This window comes from Micromonospora sp. NPDC051925, from assembly GCF_044548625.1.
Taxonomy (GTDB): domain Bacteria; phylum Actinomycetota; class Actinomycetes; order Mycobacteriales; family Micromonosporaceae; genus Micromonospora.
In genome coordinates, this window is record NZ_JBIUCH010000002.1 from 44,153 (window position 1) to 59,919 (window position 15,767).

Annotated in this window: 10 protein-coding genes; 4 read left to right on the forward strand and 6 right to left on the reverse strand. The window is 72.2% G+C overall.

Annotation, left to right across the window (positions count from 1 at the left end; translation table 11 throughout):
- Nucleotides 1-47: 47 nt before the first annotated feature.
- Both ACIG87_RS03155 and ACIG87_RS03160 read left to right on the forward strand, forming a co-directional pair.
- On the forward strand, nucleotides 48-1,034 hold the full coding sequence (locus tag ACIG87_RS03155) for a DUF1702 family protein (protein ID WP_396847686.1): 987 nt from the start codon (nucleotides 48-50) through the stop codon (nucleotides 1,032-1,034).
- Complete coding sequence (locus ACIG87_RS03160) at nucleotides 1,031-2,398, forward strand: cytochrome P450 (RefSeq protein ID WP_396847688.1); 1,368 nt, start codon at nucleotides 1,031-1,033, stop codon at nucleotides 2,396-2,398. The genes ACIG87_RS03155 and ACIG87_RS03160 overlap by 4 nt, the downstream gene beginning before the upstream one ends.
- A 381-nt stretch (nucleotides 2,399-2,779) precedes the next feature.
- On the opposite strand, the gene ACIG87_RS03165 is transcribed toward ACIG87_RS03160, so the two are convergent.
- The 5 genes from ACIG87_RS03165 to ACIG87_RS03185 form a co-directional block, all read right to left on the reverse strand.
- A complete protein-coding gene (locus ACIG87_RS03165; protein ID WP_396848166.1) occupies nucleotides 2,780-3,238 on the reverse strand; it encodes a flavin reductase family protein in 459 nt (152 codons plus the stop codon).
- Between the two features lie 63 nt (nucleotides 3,239-3,301).
- Nucleotides 3,302-3,778, reverse strand: a complete 477-nt coding sequence (locus ACIG87_RS03170) for an acyl-CoA thioesterase (protein ID WP_396847689.1) — start codon at nucleotides 3,776-3,778, stop codon at nucleotides 3,302-3,304.
- A 4-nt stretch (nucleotides 3,779-3,782) separates the two neighbouring features.
- The gene (locus ACIG87_RS03175; protein ID WP_396847690.1) at nucleotides 3,783-9,602 is read right to left on the reverse strand and encodes a type I polyketide synthase; all 5,820 of its coding nucleotides are present in this window, start codon (nucleotides 9,600-9,602) and stop codon (nucleotides 3,783-3,785) included.
- On the reverse strand, nucleotides 9,599-10,576 hold the full coding sequence (locus tag ACIG87_RS03180; RefSeq protein WP_396847692.1) for an enediyne biosynthesis protein: 978 nt from the start codon (nucleotides 10,574-10,576) through the stop codon (nucleotides 9,599-9,601). The genes ACIG87_RS03175 and ACIG87_RS03180 overlap by 4 nt, the downstream gene beginning before the upstream one ends.
- On the reverse strand, nucleotides 10,573-12,489 hold the full coding sequence (locus ACIG87_RS03185; protein WP_396847694.1) for an ASPIC/UnbV domain-containing protein: 1,917 nt from the start codon (nucleotides 12,487-12,489) through the stop codon (nucleotides 10,573-10,575). The genes ACIG87_RS03180 and ACIG87_RS03185 overlap by 4 nt, the downstream gene beginning before the upstream one ends.
- Nucleotides 12,490-13,124: 635 nt before the next feature.
- On the opposite strand from ACIG87_RS03185, the gene ACIG87_RS03190 reads away from it, so the two are divergent.
- Both ACIG87_RS03190 and ACIG87_RS03195 read left to right on the forward strand, forming a co-directional pair.
- Nucleotides 13,125-13,439, forward strand: coding sequence for a hypothetical protein (locus tag ACIG87_RS03190; protein WP_396847695.1), 315 nt, complete (start codon nucleotides 13,125-13,127; stop codon nucleotides 13,437-13,439).
- A 153-nt stretch (nucleotides 13,440-13,592) separates the two neighbouring features.
- On the forward strand, nucleotides 13,593-15,146 hold the full coding sequence (locus tag ACIG87_RS03195; RefSeq protein WP_396847697.1) for an NAD(P)-binding domain-containing protein: 1,554 nt from the start codon (nucleotides 13,593-13,595) through the stop codon (nucleotides 15,144-15,146).
- Nucleotides 15,147-15,150: 4 nt separating this feature from the next.
- Here the strand turns inward: ACIG87_RS03195 and ACIG87_RS03200 are convergent, their stop codons facing one another.
- Nucleotides 15,151-15,750, reverse strand: a complete 600-nt coding sequence (locus ACIG87_RS03200; protein WP_396848168.1) for a nitroreductase family protein — start codon at nucleotides 15,748-15,750, stop codon at nucleotides 15,151-15,153.
- Nucleotides 15,751-15,767 lie beyond the last annotated feature (17 nt).

Sequence of the window (15,767 nt, forward strand, 5' to 3'; positions counted from 1 at the left end):
AAGATTGGCCAGTTGGATCGTCGAATCTGGATGAATGGGAGCTACAGGTGGCCGGCACCATCAGGGCGCTCAGGCGCCGTATCCTCACCCCAGACGTCAAGGAGACCCTCGTCTCCACCCGGGGGTTCCACGACAAGGGCCCGGAGGCCCGCACCATCCTGGAGACGGTCGGCTCGTCATTTCTGACCGGGCTCTCCTCGGCCGCCGGCGCCCGCCGGGTGACCGACGTCGACACCGATCTCGCCGAGCTGCCGACCCGCTTCCAGGGGTTCGCCTACGAGGGCGCGGCCATGGGCTTCGCGCTGGTCGACGCGCTCACCCCGGGGACACCCCGGCGCAGCGCCGAGTTCCTCGCCGGCACCGGCGACCGCCACGTCTACATGGCGTACGTCGGGATCGGCTGGGCGCTGGCGCGGCTGCCGAAGTTCCTGTGGCGACGGGCCCTGGCCGCCGCCACCGACCCGCTGCTGCGCTGGCTCGTGCACGACGGCTACGGCTTCCACCAGGCGTACTTCCACACCACGGAGTACGTGCACGGCCGGCGGGCGGTGACCGACTTCCCGTGGCCGCCCGAGGGCCCCACCGCGTACGCGGCCCGCGCCATCGACCAGGGCATCGGCCGGGCCACCTGGTTCGTCGCCGGCTGTGACCCGACGGTCGCCGCCGACCTGATCGAGCGGTTCCCGGCGACGCGGCACGAGGACCTCTACAGCGGGGCCGGGCTCGCGGCGACGTACGCGGGCGGGTGCACCGCCGACGAGCTGCGGCTGTTCCTGGCCCGCTCGGGTGAGCACGCCCCGTTCGTCGCCCAGGCCAGCGCGTTCGCCGCGCAGGCCCGGATCCGGGCGGGGCTGCTGGTGCCGCACACGGAGCTGGCCACCCAGGTCTTCTGCCGGGCCTCGGCCGTCGACGCGGGTCGGGTCACCGACGAGCTGATCCCCGCCGGCCCGGACGCCTCCGGTCGGCCCGCGTACGAGGTGTGGCGGCGGGCCGTGGCCGCGCGGTTCCGGGCCGACGCCCAGGTACAGCCGTGACCGCGATCGCCGATCCGCACCGGCTGCGCCCGCCGGGCCCGTCGCCCTGGACCGCCCCGGCCCTGCTCGGGCGGATGGCCCGCAACCGGCTCGACGTCATGCGGGCGGTGTCCGCCCGGTACGGCGACGCGGTCCGGCTGCCGCTGGGGCCGAAGACGCTCTACTTCTTCAACCACCCCGACCACGCCAAGCACGTGCTCGCCGAGAACCCGGGCAACTACCACAAGGGCATCGGGCTGGTGCACGCCCGCCGTACCCTCGGCGACGGCCTGCTCACCAGCGAGGGCGCGTTGTGGACCAAACAGCGCAAGGTGATCCAGCCGGTGTTCCAGGCCCGCCGGATCGCCCGCCAGGCCGACGCGGTCGCCGAGGAAGCGGTGCGGATGGCCGCCCGGCTGCAACGCATGGTCGGCGCCGGCCCCGTCGACATCGGGCACGAGATGACCGAGCTGACCCTCGGCGTGCTGGGCCGCACGCTGCTCGACGCGGACCTCGGCGAGTTCGGGGGGATCGGCGCGGCGTTCGAGGCGGTGCAGGACCAGGCGATCTTCGAGATGATGTCGCTGGGTGCCGTGCCGACCTGGGTGCCGTTGCCCCGGCAACGGCGCTTCCGCCGGGCCCGTGCCGAGCTGCAGGAGATCGTCGACCGGCTGGTGGCGCACCGGCGGGCGGAGCCCGGCGGCATCGCCGGCCGCGACGACGTGGTGTCCCGCCTGATCGAGTCGACCAGCCGCGAGACCGACCCCCGGGTGGCCCGGCAGCGGATGCGCGACGAGCTGGTCACCCTGCTGCTGGCCGGGCACGAGACCACCGCCAGCACCCTGACCTGGGCCTTCTACCTGCTCGACCGGCACCACGAGGTGTGGGAGCGGATGCACGCCGAGGCCGTCGAGGTGCTCGGTGACCGCAACCCGGTGTACGAGGACCTGCACCGGCTGCGGTACACCGCGATGGTGGTCGACGAGGTGATGCGGCTGTACCCGCCGGTGTGGCTGCTGCCCCGCATCGCCCAGGGCGACGACGTGGTGGGCGGCTGGCACGTGCCCGCCGGCGCGGACGTCGTGCTGTGCCCGTACACCCTGCACCGGCACCCGGAGTTCTGGCCCGACCCGGACCGCTTCGATCCGGAGCGCTTCGATCCGGACCGGCGCACCGACCGGCCGCGGTACGCCTACATCCCGTTCGGCGCCGGCCCCCGCTTCTGCGTCGGCAACAACCTCGGCCTGCTGGAGGCGGTGTTCGTCCTGGCCTGCGTGACCCGGCAGCTGCGCCTGTCGCTGCGCCCTGGGCACCCGGTGGTGCCGGAGCCGATGTTGACCCTGCGGGTGCGGGGCGCCCTGCCGATGCACGTCTACGAGGCCTGACCCCGCCCCTGCCCCCGACCTGGCGCAACCGGTGCTTTCCCGGCCGGTTGCGCCTCGTCGTGTCCGCAGGCGGCGGCGTCGCGTCCGGTGCCCCGTCGCGGTCCGAGGTCCCAGCGCCCGTCGGTGTGGCCAGGTCCATAGCAGCCGCGGTGGGCGTGCCCCGCCGACCCGGACCCGGACCCAACCGACCCGGCCCGACCCGGATCCGACCGACCCAACCCGACCTGATCCGACCCGGATCCGACCGACCCGACCCGGCACGGCACGGCCGGCCCCGACCGGTGGGGGCCGAGGCGGCACGGCGACGGCCGGGCGACCACGCGGGGTGCGTGGCCGCCCGGCCGTCGGTTGGTCGGCCCGGCGGGCGCCGGGCCGACCCGGTCAATCCTTGCCGACCTCGCAGAACCGGCCGCTGTGGAACAGCAGCGCGTCGCTGCTGTCACCCCGGCCGGTGCCGAGCACGGAGCCGAGGAAGATGGAGTGGTCGCCGCCGTCGTACACGGCCGCCAGCTTGCACTCCACCCAGGCCACGTTCCCGGACACGATCGGCGCTCCGGTGTGCGGGCCCGCCTCGCACCGCACCGTGGCGAACTCCCGCTCGTCGCGGGGCCGGCTGGAGCTGGCGAAGTAGCGCGCCAGCCCCTCCTGGTCGGCGGCCAGGATGGACACCGCGAAGGTGCCCTGCGCCAGGACGGTGTCGTGCATGACGGAGCTGCGCTTCACGCACACCAGCACCATCGCCGGGTCCAGCGACACCGAGGTGAACGCGTTCGCGGTCATCCCGTGCGGCAGGTCCCGGCCGGACGTCACCACCGTCACGCCGGTGGCGAACATCCCCATCACCGCCCGCAGTTCGGCGTGGTTGGCCGTGGAGGTCGGTTGCTGGTCCGCTCTGGTCACGGCTCAGCCCTCCCCGACGCCTTCGAGGACCTTGCGCTGGCCGCCCGCGGCGGGGGCCACCGCGTACCGTGACAACGCCGTCCGCAGCGTGTCCGGTACCCGCGTCGGGCGGGTGTCGGTGTTCGGGCCGCGCATGCACGCGATCCGCTGCCGTCCCCGGGCCACCAGCTCCTCGAAGCCGTCGCGTAGCCGCACGTAGTCGAAGGCGAAGCCGATCTGGGTCTGCGTGAGGTCCTCCAGCCGCATCCGGATCGACAGCTCGTCGAACGCGGTGATCTCGGTGAAGAACTCGCACTCGCACTTGAGGGTGAACAGCTTCAGGTCGTCGCGGATGTCCGCCAGGACCTCCGGCGCCTGGTCGCGCAGGAACATCTCCCGGCACCGGCCCTGCCAGCGCAGGTAGTTGACGTAGTAGACGTTCCCGACGAGGTTGGTCTCCTCGAAACCGACCAGGTGCCGGTACTCGTAGTAGGACTCCACGACTTCACCTGCTTCCTTCCGCCAGCATCGTGAACACCACCGGCTCCTCGACGTCGTTGAGCGCGGTCACGAAGGTGGCGATCCGCGCCGCCCCCGACCGCAGGGCCACCCAGCCGGCCGGGCCGTTCGGCTCGGCCACCAGGTCGACCCGGGCGTGGCCGTTCTTGCGTAGGCACTCGACCGCGCCCCAGACCCGGGTGGCCGCGACGGACAGGTCCTCGCCCTGCTCCCGGGCCAGCAGCGTGGCCAGGGCGAGCCCGTCGGGGCCGATCAGGCCGGCCCACTCGTCGCCGGAGCGGGCCGAGGCCAGCTCCACGTCGCAGCCCACCGCCGCCGAGGCGCCGGCGACGGCGACGGTGACCCCGGCCCCGTGCGAGGCGGAGATCCGGACGTCGGCGTCGACCTCCGGCTTGCCGTCCGGCCGGTAGCGCACCGTCGTCTCCGTGCCCAGCGCCCAGCTCACCGCACGGGCGGTCTGCCGGCGGCGGGCAGACGTACCGGTGGCGTCCGCGTCGTCGGGCCGCACCACGACGCGCAGCTCGTCGGGGAGGAACGCGCCGACCCGCCGCTCCAGGTACGGGCCGACCAGCGCCGGCAGCCACGGCCCCGTGCCGTCCTGCTTGCGTACGGCGTGCAGGCGCAGCCCCTGCCACCGCTCGACGAGGTTGCCGTCGGCGTCGCAGACGTCCACGTCGTAGTGGTAGGTGTCGCCCTGGCGCAACCGCTCCACCGCGTGGATGGTGACGGTGTCCAGGGTGGCGGCGACCTTCGGATCGGCCAGGTGCAGCCGCTCGATGGCGCCCGGCAGCAGGGTCGCGTCCGGTACGCAGCACTGCAACGCGTGCATCACCGTGTCCCGGGTACCCGGGTCGCCCAGGACCAGGTCACCGGGGCGGAACCGGGCGAACCACGCGTCGACCGGCCGGTTGGACACCCGCGCCGTGCAACTCGTCGCCGCCAGGTCCTCGTAGCCCAGCAGGCGCTGGAACCGCCGTCCCTGGAACAGCACCGGTCCGTACAGGTCGCGGGCCGGGTCGATCGGCAACAGCTCCGCCGCGCCGGAGCCCGGCCGGGGCTCGACCCGCAGCGGCCGGTCCCAACGCAGCCGGGCCCGGAAGTGGTCGGCGGCGAAGTTGGTGTCGCTGCTGCGTACCACCGCCTCGACCGTGCCGTCGGCGGCGGCGAGCACCGCGATCCGGATCGTGGTGCTGCCCGTGGGCGGCACCACGATCGGACGCAGCAGCTCGACGTCCTCCAGCACCGGGGCCGCCGTGCGCCCGGTGAGCGCCGAGGCCGCCTGCGCCATCGCCTCCATGCCCAGCACGGCGGGGAAGAGCAGGTCCCCGTCGAGCAGGTGGTCGGGCAGGTAGAGGTCGTCGTCGGCGGTCAGGTCGGCGTCCACCACCAGCTCCACGCCCGGGTAGTGCACCTGCAGCCGGTCGACGAAGCGCAGCAGCGGCACTTCGCCACGCTCCAGCGTGACCGTCGGCAGGCCGTCGGCGCGACCCATCACCACCAGCGTCTGCGGTGCGGCCGGGCTGGCCAGCACCTCCTTCAGCGTCGCGATGCCGGCCTCCACCGGGATCGGCGCGATGCCGTCGCGGGTGAGGGCCTCCAGCACCCCGAGCCGCTCGCCCATGCCGGCGCCGGACCACACCGACCACTCCAGCGCCAGGCACCGGATGTGCGGGTAGTCCTCGCCGACCTTGCGGGTCAGGTCGGTCATCCAGTCGTTGGCCGTGGCGTAGTGCCCCTCGCCGCGCAGCCCGGCCCGGCCGATGATGCTGCCGAAGGTGACCAGCAGCCGTAACGTGTGCGGGTCGGTCGCGGCGAGCACGGCCTCCAGCCCGTCGATCTTCGGGGCGAGGGTCCGCCGGAACGTCGCCTCGTCGAGGTTGGCCACCGCCGTCGGCTCGTTGCGGCCGGCGCCGTGCAGCACGCCGGTGACCGGGCCGAGGACCCGCTCGATGTCGTTGACGGCCGCCTTCACCTCGTCCAGCGCGGTGATGTCCGCGCGGGCGTAGTGGAAGCGCACCCCGGCGGCGGTGAGCCGGTCGAGGTTGGCCGCCAGTTCCGCGTCGGTCGCCGGATCGGAGCGGCCGATCAGGCCCACCGCCGCGAGGGTGTCCCGGCCCAGGGCCAGGGCGCACTCCGCGGTGATGCCCTTGCCGCCGCCGGTGACCAGCAGCACGTCCTCCACGCCGAGCCCCGGCCCGCCGTTGGGCGGCAGGGTCGCCGGCCGTAGCACCGGCACGTGCCGGTTGCCGTCGGCGTCGTAGTGCACCTCGCTGAACCCGGCGGTGGCCGCCACGTCGGCGACCACCCGGGTCACCGTGGCCGCCACCGCCTCCTCGGACGGTTCGTCGGCAAGCGGCAGGGTGACCACCGTGGTGGCGATCTCCGGGTGTTCCTGGTGCAGCGTCTTGGCCAGGCCGGCGGCGTTGCGCCGGTCGCCGACCGTCACGAACCGGACGGCGTCGCCCTGCGCCAGCGCGGCCCGGGCCGCCCGCAGCATCACCGGGATGTGCTCGGGCTGGCAGTCGCGCGGCAGGCACAGCAGCACCCCGCCGCCGACCCGGGCCTGTTGCAGCGCCGTGCGCAGCGGCTCGGCGAGCGCGCTGTGCCCGGCGGTAAACGCCTGCCATCCGCCGTCGACCGGGGCGTCGACCCGGGGCCCGACCTCGGTGGGCACCAGGTCGATGGCGAACGCCCGTACCCACGGCGCCACCCCGGCGATCGACGCGTCCGGCGCGTCGGTGTCGGCCGTGCCGCCGGCGTCGTCGAGGATCTGCGCGATCTCCGCCACCGTGGCGGTGGCGTAGCTGGAGGTCAGCGTCGGCGCCGCCACGTTGAGCTCCCGGGCGGCCTGGTTGACGATCTGGCCGACGGTGATCGAGCTGAGGTGCAGCTCGTCGAGCGGCCGGCTGTCCGGCCGCACCGCCTCCAGGGGCAGCTCCGCCCGCTCGGCGGCGAGCCGGCGCAGCAGCCCCAGGCTGTCGACCGTGGCGCCGGGCCCGGACACCGCCATCGACGCGCCGCCCGGCGACACCGCGACGGCGGCCAGCTCCTCGGCGGTACGGGCCACCGCGAAGTCCCCGGCCGGCGCCGACTCGGCGGGGCTGGCGAAGAACAGCAGCGGCCGGCCCGGCTCCAGTGGCCGGGTGAACCGGTCCTGGAACAACGCCTCGTGGTTGACCGGCGCACCCGCCGCGTACGCCGCGCCGACCGCGTTGAGCAGGCCCGCGAGGGAGAGGCTGTCGGTCTCCAGCGAGATCGTCGGCACCTCCGGGGCGATGTCGGCGGCCAGCCCGCGCAGCACCCGGCCGGGGCCGACCTCCAGCAGCAGGTCGGCGTCGTCGGCCAGGCGGCGCACCGCCTGGGTGAACCGCACCGGGTCCAGCACCTGCCGGCGCAGCAGGTCCGGCACGTCGGTGTCGGCCGGCAGCACGTCGCCGGTGACCGTGGAGACCATGGTCTGCGACAGCGGCGCGAAGGTCTCGCCGCGCAGGTGCTCGGCGAACGCGACGGCCGCCGGGGCGACGGCCTCGGAGTGGAAGGCGTGCGACACCGCGATGCGGGTCCAGAACAACCCGGCCCGCTCGGCGCGCGCACCGACCTGCTGCACCTCCTCGACCAGGCCGGAGACCACGGTCTGCTGCGGGCTGTTGTAGCCGGCGATGACCACCGGCGTGCCGGCCAGCAGCGGTTCCACCACCTCGGGGGCGGCGGAGATGCTGGCCATCGTGCCGTCCCCGGCGCTGGCGTCGGCCATGATCCGCCCGCGTGCGCCGGCGGTCGCGATGAGCGTCTGCTCGTCCATCGCGCCGGCCCAGTGCAGGGCGGTCAGCTCGCCGAGGCTGTGCCCGGTCGCGCCGGTGGCCCGGATGCCGAGCATGGACAGCGCCCGCAGGCCGGCGACCGACGCGGTCACGATCCGCGGCTGCGCCACCGCCGTGGCCACCAGGTCCGCACCGGGCGGTGGCTGGTGGGCCTGGTACAGGGCGTCGATCTCCTCGAACCGGCGGCGCAGCGCGCCGCCGTCGGCCCGTCGGCCCGCGCCCTGGCCGGGGAAGAGGAACCCGATCCTCGGGGCGGGGCCCGCCGTGCCGAGGAAGACGCCGCCGGCCGCGTCGATCACCCGCTGCTCACCCGCGTCGAGCAGTTCGACCAGCCGCTCCAGCCGTTGCCGCGCCTGCTCGGGCGAGGCGACGACCACCGCCGCCCGCACCGGTCGGCCGGTGAGCTTTCCCGCCAGGGCCGCGGCCAGGTCGCCCAGTTCGGCGTACGAGAGCCGGCCCACCCACGGCGCCAGGTCCGACAACCGCGAGCCCAGCTCCTCCGGGGTGCGGGCGTCGAACATCAGCAGTTCGGTGTCCTGCCGGGAGCGCACCAGCGCGGTCGTCGACGCCCCGAGGCGGGTCCGTCGGCCGCTCTCCGCGCTCTCGACCACCAGGTGGGCGTTGATGCCGCCGAAGCCCATCGACGACACGGCCGCCCGGACCGGCTTGTCGGCCGGCCACAGCTCCGCCGTGGCGGGCACCCGCAGGGCGGGCTGCTCCACGTCGAGCACCGGGTGCGGGTCCACGTGCCCGGTGGCCGGGGGGATGACCTGCTGGCGTACCGCGAGGATCGCCTTGAGCAGCCCGGCGACCCCGGCGGCGGCCTTGGTGTGCCCGAAGTTGCCCTTCACGGTGCTGATCGCGGCGGGTGCGCCCGTCGGGTCGGCCTCCTGCCGGGCCTCGGTGAACGCGCGCAGCTCGGTGGCGTCGCCGACGGCGGTGCCGGTGCCGTGGCCCTCCAGGTAGGACACCGAGTCGATGCCGAAGCCGGCCCGTTCGTACGCCCGCCGGATGGCCAGCCGGTGGCCGCTGGCCTCCGGTCGGGTGATGCCGCCCTTGCCGTCGGAGGAGTAGCCCCAGCCGGCGATGACGGCGTGCCGGCGCAGGCCGCGCGCCACGGCGTCGGAGTCGCGCATCAGCACCAGCATCCCGCAGCCCTCGCCGGGCCAGAACCCGTTGGAGTTGCGGTCGTAGACCCGCATCTCGCCGGTGGCCAGCGCGCCGGTCTTGGCGAAGCCGATCACCTCGAACGGGTCGATGCTCAGGTCCACCCCGCCGGCCACGGCGGCGTCGAGGTCGCCCCTGGCCAGGGCGTTGCAGGCGGTGGCGACCGACAGCAGCGACGACGAGCAGGCGCCGTCGACGGTGAAGCCGCCGCCCTTGAAGTCGAAGTGGTTGCAGACCCGGCCGGCGATGGTGTTGGCCAGGCCGCCGGCCAGGGTGTCCTCGTCGATCGGCGGGAACGGCGCCTTGTAGCGCGGCTCCAGGTCGTCGAGGAACGAGCCGACGGCGGCGTCGTCCCAGCCCTGCTCGCGCAGCGCCGCCCCGACCGTGCGCCGCACGTACGGCCAGCGCAGCCGCAGCAGGTTGGCCCGGCTGAACTCGCCGGTGAGGGTGTTGCCGATGACCACGCCGGTGGTGGTCAGCGGCAGCCCCTCGCCGTCGGCGAAGCCGGCATCGGCCAGGGCCCGGGAGACGGTGTCCAGGGCCAGCCAGTGCGTCATGTCGGTGGACCGGAAGGTGCTTCCGGCGATCTTGTACTTGACCCGGTCGAACTCGAAGCCCTCGATCACGGCGGCCTTGGCCGAGTAGAACCGGTCGGGCGCGGCGGGGTCGGGGGAGTAGTAGTCCTCGGCGTTCATCCGCTCGTCGGGCAGCCGGCGGAAGGCCCGGCGGCCGGTGAGGACGTTCTCCCACAGCTGGTTGGGGTCCTCCGCGTCGGGATATCGGCAGGCGATCCCGACGACGGCTATGCGTTCGCTCACGCGATGCTCCTGGGGGTGTCGAGGGTCAACCTGGCGGCGGCCCGGGACTTCTTGCGCATGCCGGCGATCCACCAGCCGATGCCGCGGATGCCGCAGACGACGACCACCGCGAAGAAGAGCGTGTAGACGACGTTGAACAGCATCAGCACGCCGTAGGTCATGGCCACCGAGGAGCCGAACATGAACTGGTTCATCGGCTTGACCGGGGTGGTGCCCGGGTCGGTGATCATGTAGTTGGTGAACAGCACGAACGCCACACCGGTCATCACGCCCAGCGCGGAGAACAGCGCCACGTCCCAGATCCAGTGCCGGATGAACGCCTGGATGGCGAAGCCGCCGAGCCAGCCGACGATCAGCGGGACCTTGCGGGTCAGCAGCGCGTTGATCACGGTGCCGGCGGTCACGATGATGATCGGGATCATGATCCGGAAGTACGTGTTGGCGTTCTCCGTGAACTGGTACGGCGGGGCGATGGAGATCCAGGAGCCGAAGCAGATCAGCGCCATCGTGATGCCGAAGTTCGACGGGTTCATGTAGTGCCGCATCCGGCCGTAGACCGGTGCCTGGAAGACGTACTTGCCCGTCACGCCGACGATCACGGCGAACGCGATCGGCAGGAACATGTCGTTGGCGTACAGGAGCATGTTGCAGGCCAGCGCGGTGATGTGCGAGGGCAGCAGGAACTCGTACACCCGGCGGGCGCCGCCGCCGAGGAACCGGGGGGTGTCCTTCTTCGCCCAGGCCCGGATCAGCTCGAAGCTGATCTCGGCGGCGTAGCCGGTGAGCACGGCGAAGATGGGCCACAGCCACGGCTGCTCGAAGCCGAGCAGGGTGTAGCCGAAGATGTTGAAGACGCTGATGGACATGGCGAAGTTGCGCAGGGCCAGGTAGCGGCGGTCGGGCTCGGGTTTGGCCGGGACGACGGGAGCCGCGGGCGCGGTGTCGATGCTGGGGGGTGGGGCGATCGTGGTCATCGGTTCGGAACCTCCTCGACGCGGTCGGTCAGCACGAGGGTGTGCGTGCCGGCGGTGAGCTGATCGCTGACGCTGTGCTGCTGGCCGTTGAGGTCACGCCAACGCATGTCGACGGTGACCGGGCCACTGCTGGCTCCCAGCCCGAAGTGGACCTCGAAGCTGCGCTTGCCGCCGTGGCCGCTGCCGCCGTCGAGCTGGGAGATCTGCTTGCGGCCGTCGGGCGTGGTGACGGTGACGGTGGCGCCGTACGCCGGGGTGCAGAGCATCTGACCCGCCGGGGCGTCGACCGCCGGCCGGTACAGCCGCAGGTTCAGGTAGTTGCCCTTGCTCGGCGCCTCGTTGACGTAGAACGCCGGCGGGCCCCACTGGCGGGCCACCGCGAGGTCCAACGCGCCGATGCCCCGGGTGTCGGCCGTGGCGATGCCCCGGGTGGGGATCGGCACGTCCAGGCCGACCTGCTCGGTGATGTTGGCGAACTCGCCGCTGGCCGTGCGGGCGAAGAACGCCAGCGGCTGGCTGCCGGCGATGTCGTCGCCGGGCTGCATGTTCGGCCACATCGCGGGGTTGGACATCAGGTCGTCGTTCATCATGGCCATCTCCTGCAGCCACGGCCAGCGGTCGATCTTGCCCTTGACGAAGCCGAGGGTCTGCACGACCTCCAGGTCGCCGCTGTTGAGGAAGTCGCCGAACTTCACGTCCCAGCCCCAGCCGCTCCAGGCCAGGCCGAGCGGGCGGGCCTCCTGGGTGAACGGGGCGACGCCCTTGTCCAGCTTGGCGAGCATGTCGCCCTCGTCGCGGGCCCGGTTGATCCAGACGAAGTTGCTCTCCTCCAGGCCCCAGGCCGTGGTGATGTTGGAGACCATCATGTCGAAGGTGCCGTTGCGGTCCAGGTCACCGAAGTCGATGCCCATGCCCTTGAACGAGCCGTTGCCGAGCACGAACGACTTGGGCGTGGTGGGGGTGCGTTCGCCGACGGCGACCTTGAACTCGATGCGGCCGGGCCTGGAGACGTTGTGCAGCAGGTGGTCGTGGCCGAAGTCGTTGGCGACGTAGACGTCGGGCAGGCCCCGCCCGGTGAGGTCGGCGGCGTTGAGGCCCAGCGTCCAGCCGGTCGACGCGACGAACGGGATCGCGGCGCGCTCCGGCACGAAGGTCACCGAGGGGGCGTCGCCCGAGGTCGCCGACAGCCAGCGCAGGACGTGGCTGCCACCGCCGTTGGTGGCGCTGGACAGCGTCTCGTTCATCTCGACGTTGTCCTGGCCCCTGGTGTTGAGCACGTCGGACTCGGGGAAGTAGTTGCCGATCACCACGTCCGGTCTGCCGTCGCCGTCGAGGTCGCTGACCAGCGAGGCGTTGGTGTTCCACTTGGGTCCGTGGTAGAGGCCGTCGGGCGAGCTCTGCGGCAGCAGCTCCTGGCGCTGGTACGTGGCGTTGGACACCGTGGTGGCGCTGGCCTTGTGCAGGAACAGGATCGGCACCCGGCCCCAGAAGGTGACCATGAGGTCCATCCGGCCGTCGAGGTTGTAGTCGCCCGGCACGCAGCCCATCGGCGCCATCGTGTCGTCGATCGGCAGCGGCGCCGGGTCGAGGATGAACGGCGCGAACTGGTCCTCCTTCGGCGCGGTGGGCGCGTAGGTCACGACCACCTTGTTGGTGCGCACGTCCACGAAGCACAGGCTGTTGGCGCGGCCGTGGCCGGTGAGGTCGTTGACCGCGATGCTCGCGCCGACCGACGAGATCCAGGCGCGGATCTTGTGGTATGACCGGTTGACGTCGCGACTTGTCTTCTTGGGTAGCTGGTCGTAGCCGTCCGGGTAGGCGATCGGCTGCTCGGTGAAGCGGTATCGTGTGGCGGCCTCATCGGCACCGGCGACGGACACGCGGCTGTCGATGATGAAAAAGAGCGAGGCCACGAGTAGAATCGCGACTATTCCGGGACTGAGCGAGCGTGCGCGTTGACCCAGCACGGTACGGTCTCCTTACAACAGAGCCATCGGCTTCTGCCAAAGCCGATGGCGTGAACAGGGCAGACGGCATCACCGCGGCGGTGTTCCACGGGCGGTCCCGGGGTGCTGCGCGGTAAGGGATGGGAAGTGGCACCTGACGTCGTGTGTTTCACGGCGCGACGGTGCGGCCGGAGGAAGGCGTTTCTCCAGCCATTTCGGTCGGTGCGGCGAAGCTGCTTTCTGGCGTGCCTGGTTTCCTCCTGCGGCGGCGGGAAAGTGGATGCTCGGCGACCGGATCAGGCCAGGTTCATCGTGCGACGGTGGCGCCGGGGCGCGCTTCTTTCACATTGCTCCCGACGTTTTCGCAGCATGAAAGCGGTTTAGTTCGCGTATAGCGGACGATTTGCCGCGCCGGATCCCTATTGGCCGATCTCGTTCGCGTTGACCCGCTGTGTCCCCCCGCCCGGCCCAAGACGGCAATATGGCGACTAACTGTCGTGGCCGCGATGGCTAGCGTGGGTGGCGGCGCTGCCCGAGGCGCCGCCCGGGCGTCGTCCGCAGGGATCGCCCCCGCCCGGGCTCCGGGAAGAGAGGAAGCCGCCGTGTCTGTCGAGGGTTTCTGGAAGGTGGCCGTCGCCACCCCGTTCGGCGTCCGCCGCACCGAGTTGGAGCTGTTCAGCAAGGACGGTGTCCTGCAGGGCATCTCCCGTGGCGAGAAGGAGACGCTCACCCTGAACGACCTCCGGCTGGAGGGCAACCAGCTGTCCTGGTACCAGTCGATCAAGAAGCCGATGCGGATGGACCTGGCCTTCGACGTGACGATCGACGGCGACGAGATGACCGGCACCGCCAAGGGTGGCCCGATGCCGTCGGCGAAGGTCAGCGGTCACCGCGAGCCGGCGACCCAGCCCGCCTGAACCGCCGCCGTGCGCCGGCCCGTCCCCGTCCGTTCGGCGGGGGCGGGACCGCCGGCCCACCTCGGCTCTTCGGCTGCACCATCCAACCTGGATATGTATTGACTTAAGTGCATTTATCTACAATGGTCATGGGTACTCGACGCGGGAGCATCCATGACCGACTTGCCAGCGGGCACCGAGCACCACCGTTACCTGATCATCGGCGGTGGTCCGGCCGGCCTTCAGCTCAGCTACTACCTCCAGCAGGCCGGCAGCGACTACCTGACGCTGGAACGCGCGGCCGAGCCCGGCGAGTTCTTCCGCCGGTTCCCCCGCCACCGCAAGCTGATCTCCCTGAACAAGGTGCACACCACGAGCACCGATCCCGAGATCCGGCTGCGCTGGGACTGGAACTCGCTGCTGCACACCCCGGCCGACCTGCCGTTCGCCGACTACAGCCGGGAGTACTTCCCCTCCGCCGACGACATGGTCCGCTACCTCGGCGACTTCGCCCGCCACCACGGGCTCGCCGTCCGCTACGACACGACTGTCGAGCTGGTATCCAGGACCGAGGACGGCTTCCTCGTCCGCGCCGGCGGGCGGCTGCTGCACGCCGACTGCGTGGTGGTGGCCGCCGGCTGGGGCCGGCCCAACATCCCCGACGTACGCGGCATCGAGCACGCGGTCGGCTACGAGGACATGAGCACCGACCCGGCCGACTACGCCGACCAGCGGGTCCTCATCCTCGGCAAGGGCAACTCCGCGTTCGAGACCGCCTCGGCGATCCTCGGGCACGCCGCCATGATCCACCTGGCCAGCCCGCGCCCCCTGCGGCTGGCCTGGAACACCAAGCACCCCGGCGACGTACGCGGCCACCACGGCGCGGTCCTGGACAGCTACCAGTTCAAGACCCTGCACTCCGTGCTCGACTGCGTCATCGACGAGATCCGCCCGGTGGGGGACAAGTACGAGGTGCGCCTGACCTACACCCACGCCGACGGCGAGACGGCCGTGATGGAGTACGAGTCGGTGCTGCGCTGCACCGGCTTCGCCATGGACACCTCGATCTTCGCCGACAACTGCCGCCCCGGCATGGTGCCCAGCGGGCGGCTGCCCGCCACCCGGCCCGACTGGCAGTCGGTCGACGTCGACGGGCTCTACTTCGCCGGCACGCTCGCCCAGGACCGGGACTTCAAGAAGGCGTCGTCGGCCTTCATCGACGGGTTCCGCTACAACCTGCGTACCCTCACCGCCCTGCTGCGCGAGCGGTACGAGGGTGCGCCGCTGGCGTACGAGAAGGTCGCGGCGGACGCCGAGGCGCTCACCGAGGTGGTGCTGGACCGGGTCAACTGGAGCTCGGCGCTGTGGACCCAGTTCGAGTTCCTCTGCGACGCCCTCGTCGTCGACGCCGCTGCCGGGGTGGTGCGCCACTACCACGACCTGCCCGAGGACCACGCGGTCGCCCGGTTCGGCGGCGAGAGCCACTACTACACGTTCTCGCTGCGCTGGGGCCGTGACAGCTACTCCGACGTGTTTGCCATCGAGCGGCATCCGCAGCCCGACCGGGCTGCCGAGAGCGCCTTCATCCACCCCGTGGTGCGCCGCTACCGGGGCGGGGAACTGGTCGAGGAGCTGCACCTGCTGGAGGACCTGCTGGCCGAGTGGCGCCGGCAGGACCGGCACGTGCAGCCCCTGCGCGACTTCTTCACCGCGGACCTGGGGCGGTGAGGCCCTACCGGAGGACCATGACCTCCGACAACGCCTTGCGGCTCAGCTGCGGGACGGTGACCCCCTCGGCCGGGTAGCCGACCGGCATCACCAGGCAGGCGCGCTCCTCGCCCGGACGCTCGCAGATGTCGTTGAGGAACCGCATCGGGCTGGGCGTGTGGGTGAGGGTGGCGAGCCCGGACAGGTGCAGGGCGGTGATCAGCACCCCGACGGCGATGCCGACCGACTCCTTGACGTAGTAGGGCTTCGGGGTGTGCGGCCCCTGATGCACCTCGAACACCACGATGACCACGGGGGCGGTCTCCAGGAACGGCTTCTGCCAGTCGGTGCCCATCGGGGCCACCGCCTCCAGCCACTCCTGCGAGGCGCGGCGGGTGTAGAACTCGGCCTCCTCGGCCTCGGCGGCCTCGCGCAGCCGGCGCTTGCGTTCGGCGTCGGTCACCACCACGAAGCGCCAGGGTTGCAGGTTGGCGCCGCTGGGGGCGGTCGCGGCGGCCCGGACGGCCTCCTCGACGACCTCCAGCGGCACCGGCTCGGCCGAGAAGTGCCGCACCGACCGGCGGGCCGCCATCCGGTCGGCGAAGTCCCGGGCGGTGCGGTTCATCAGCGTGGGATCCAGCC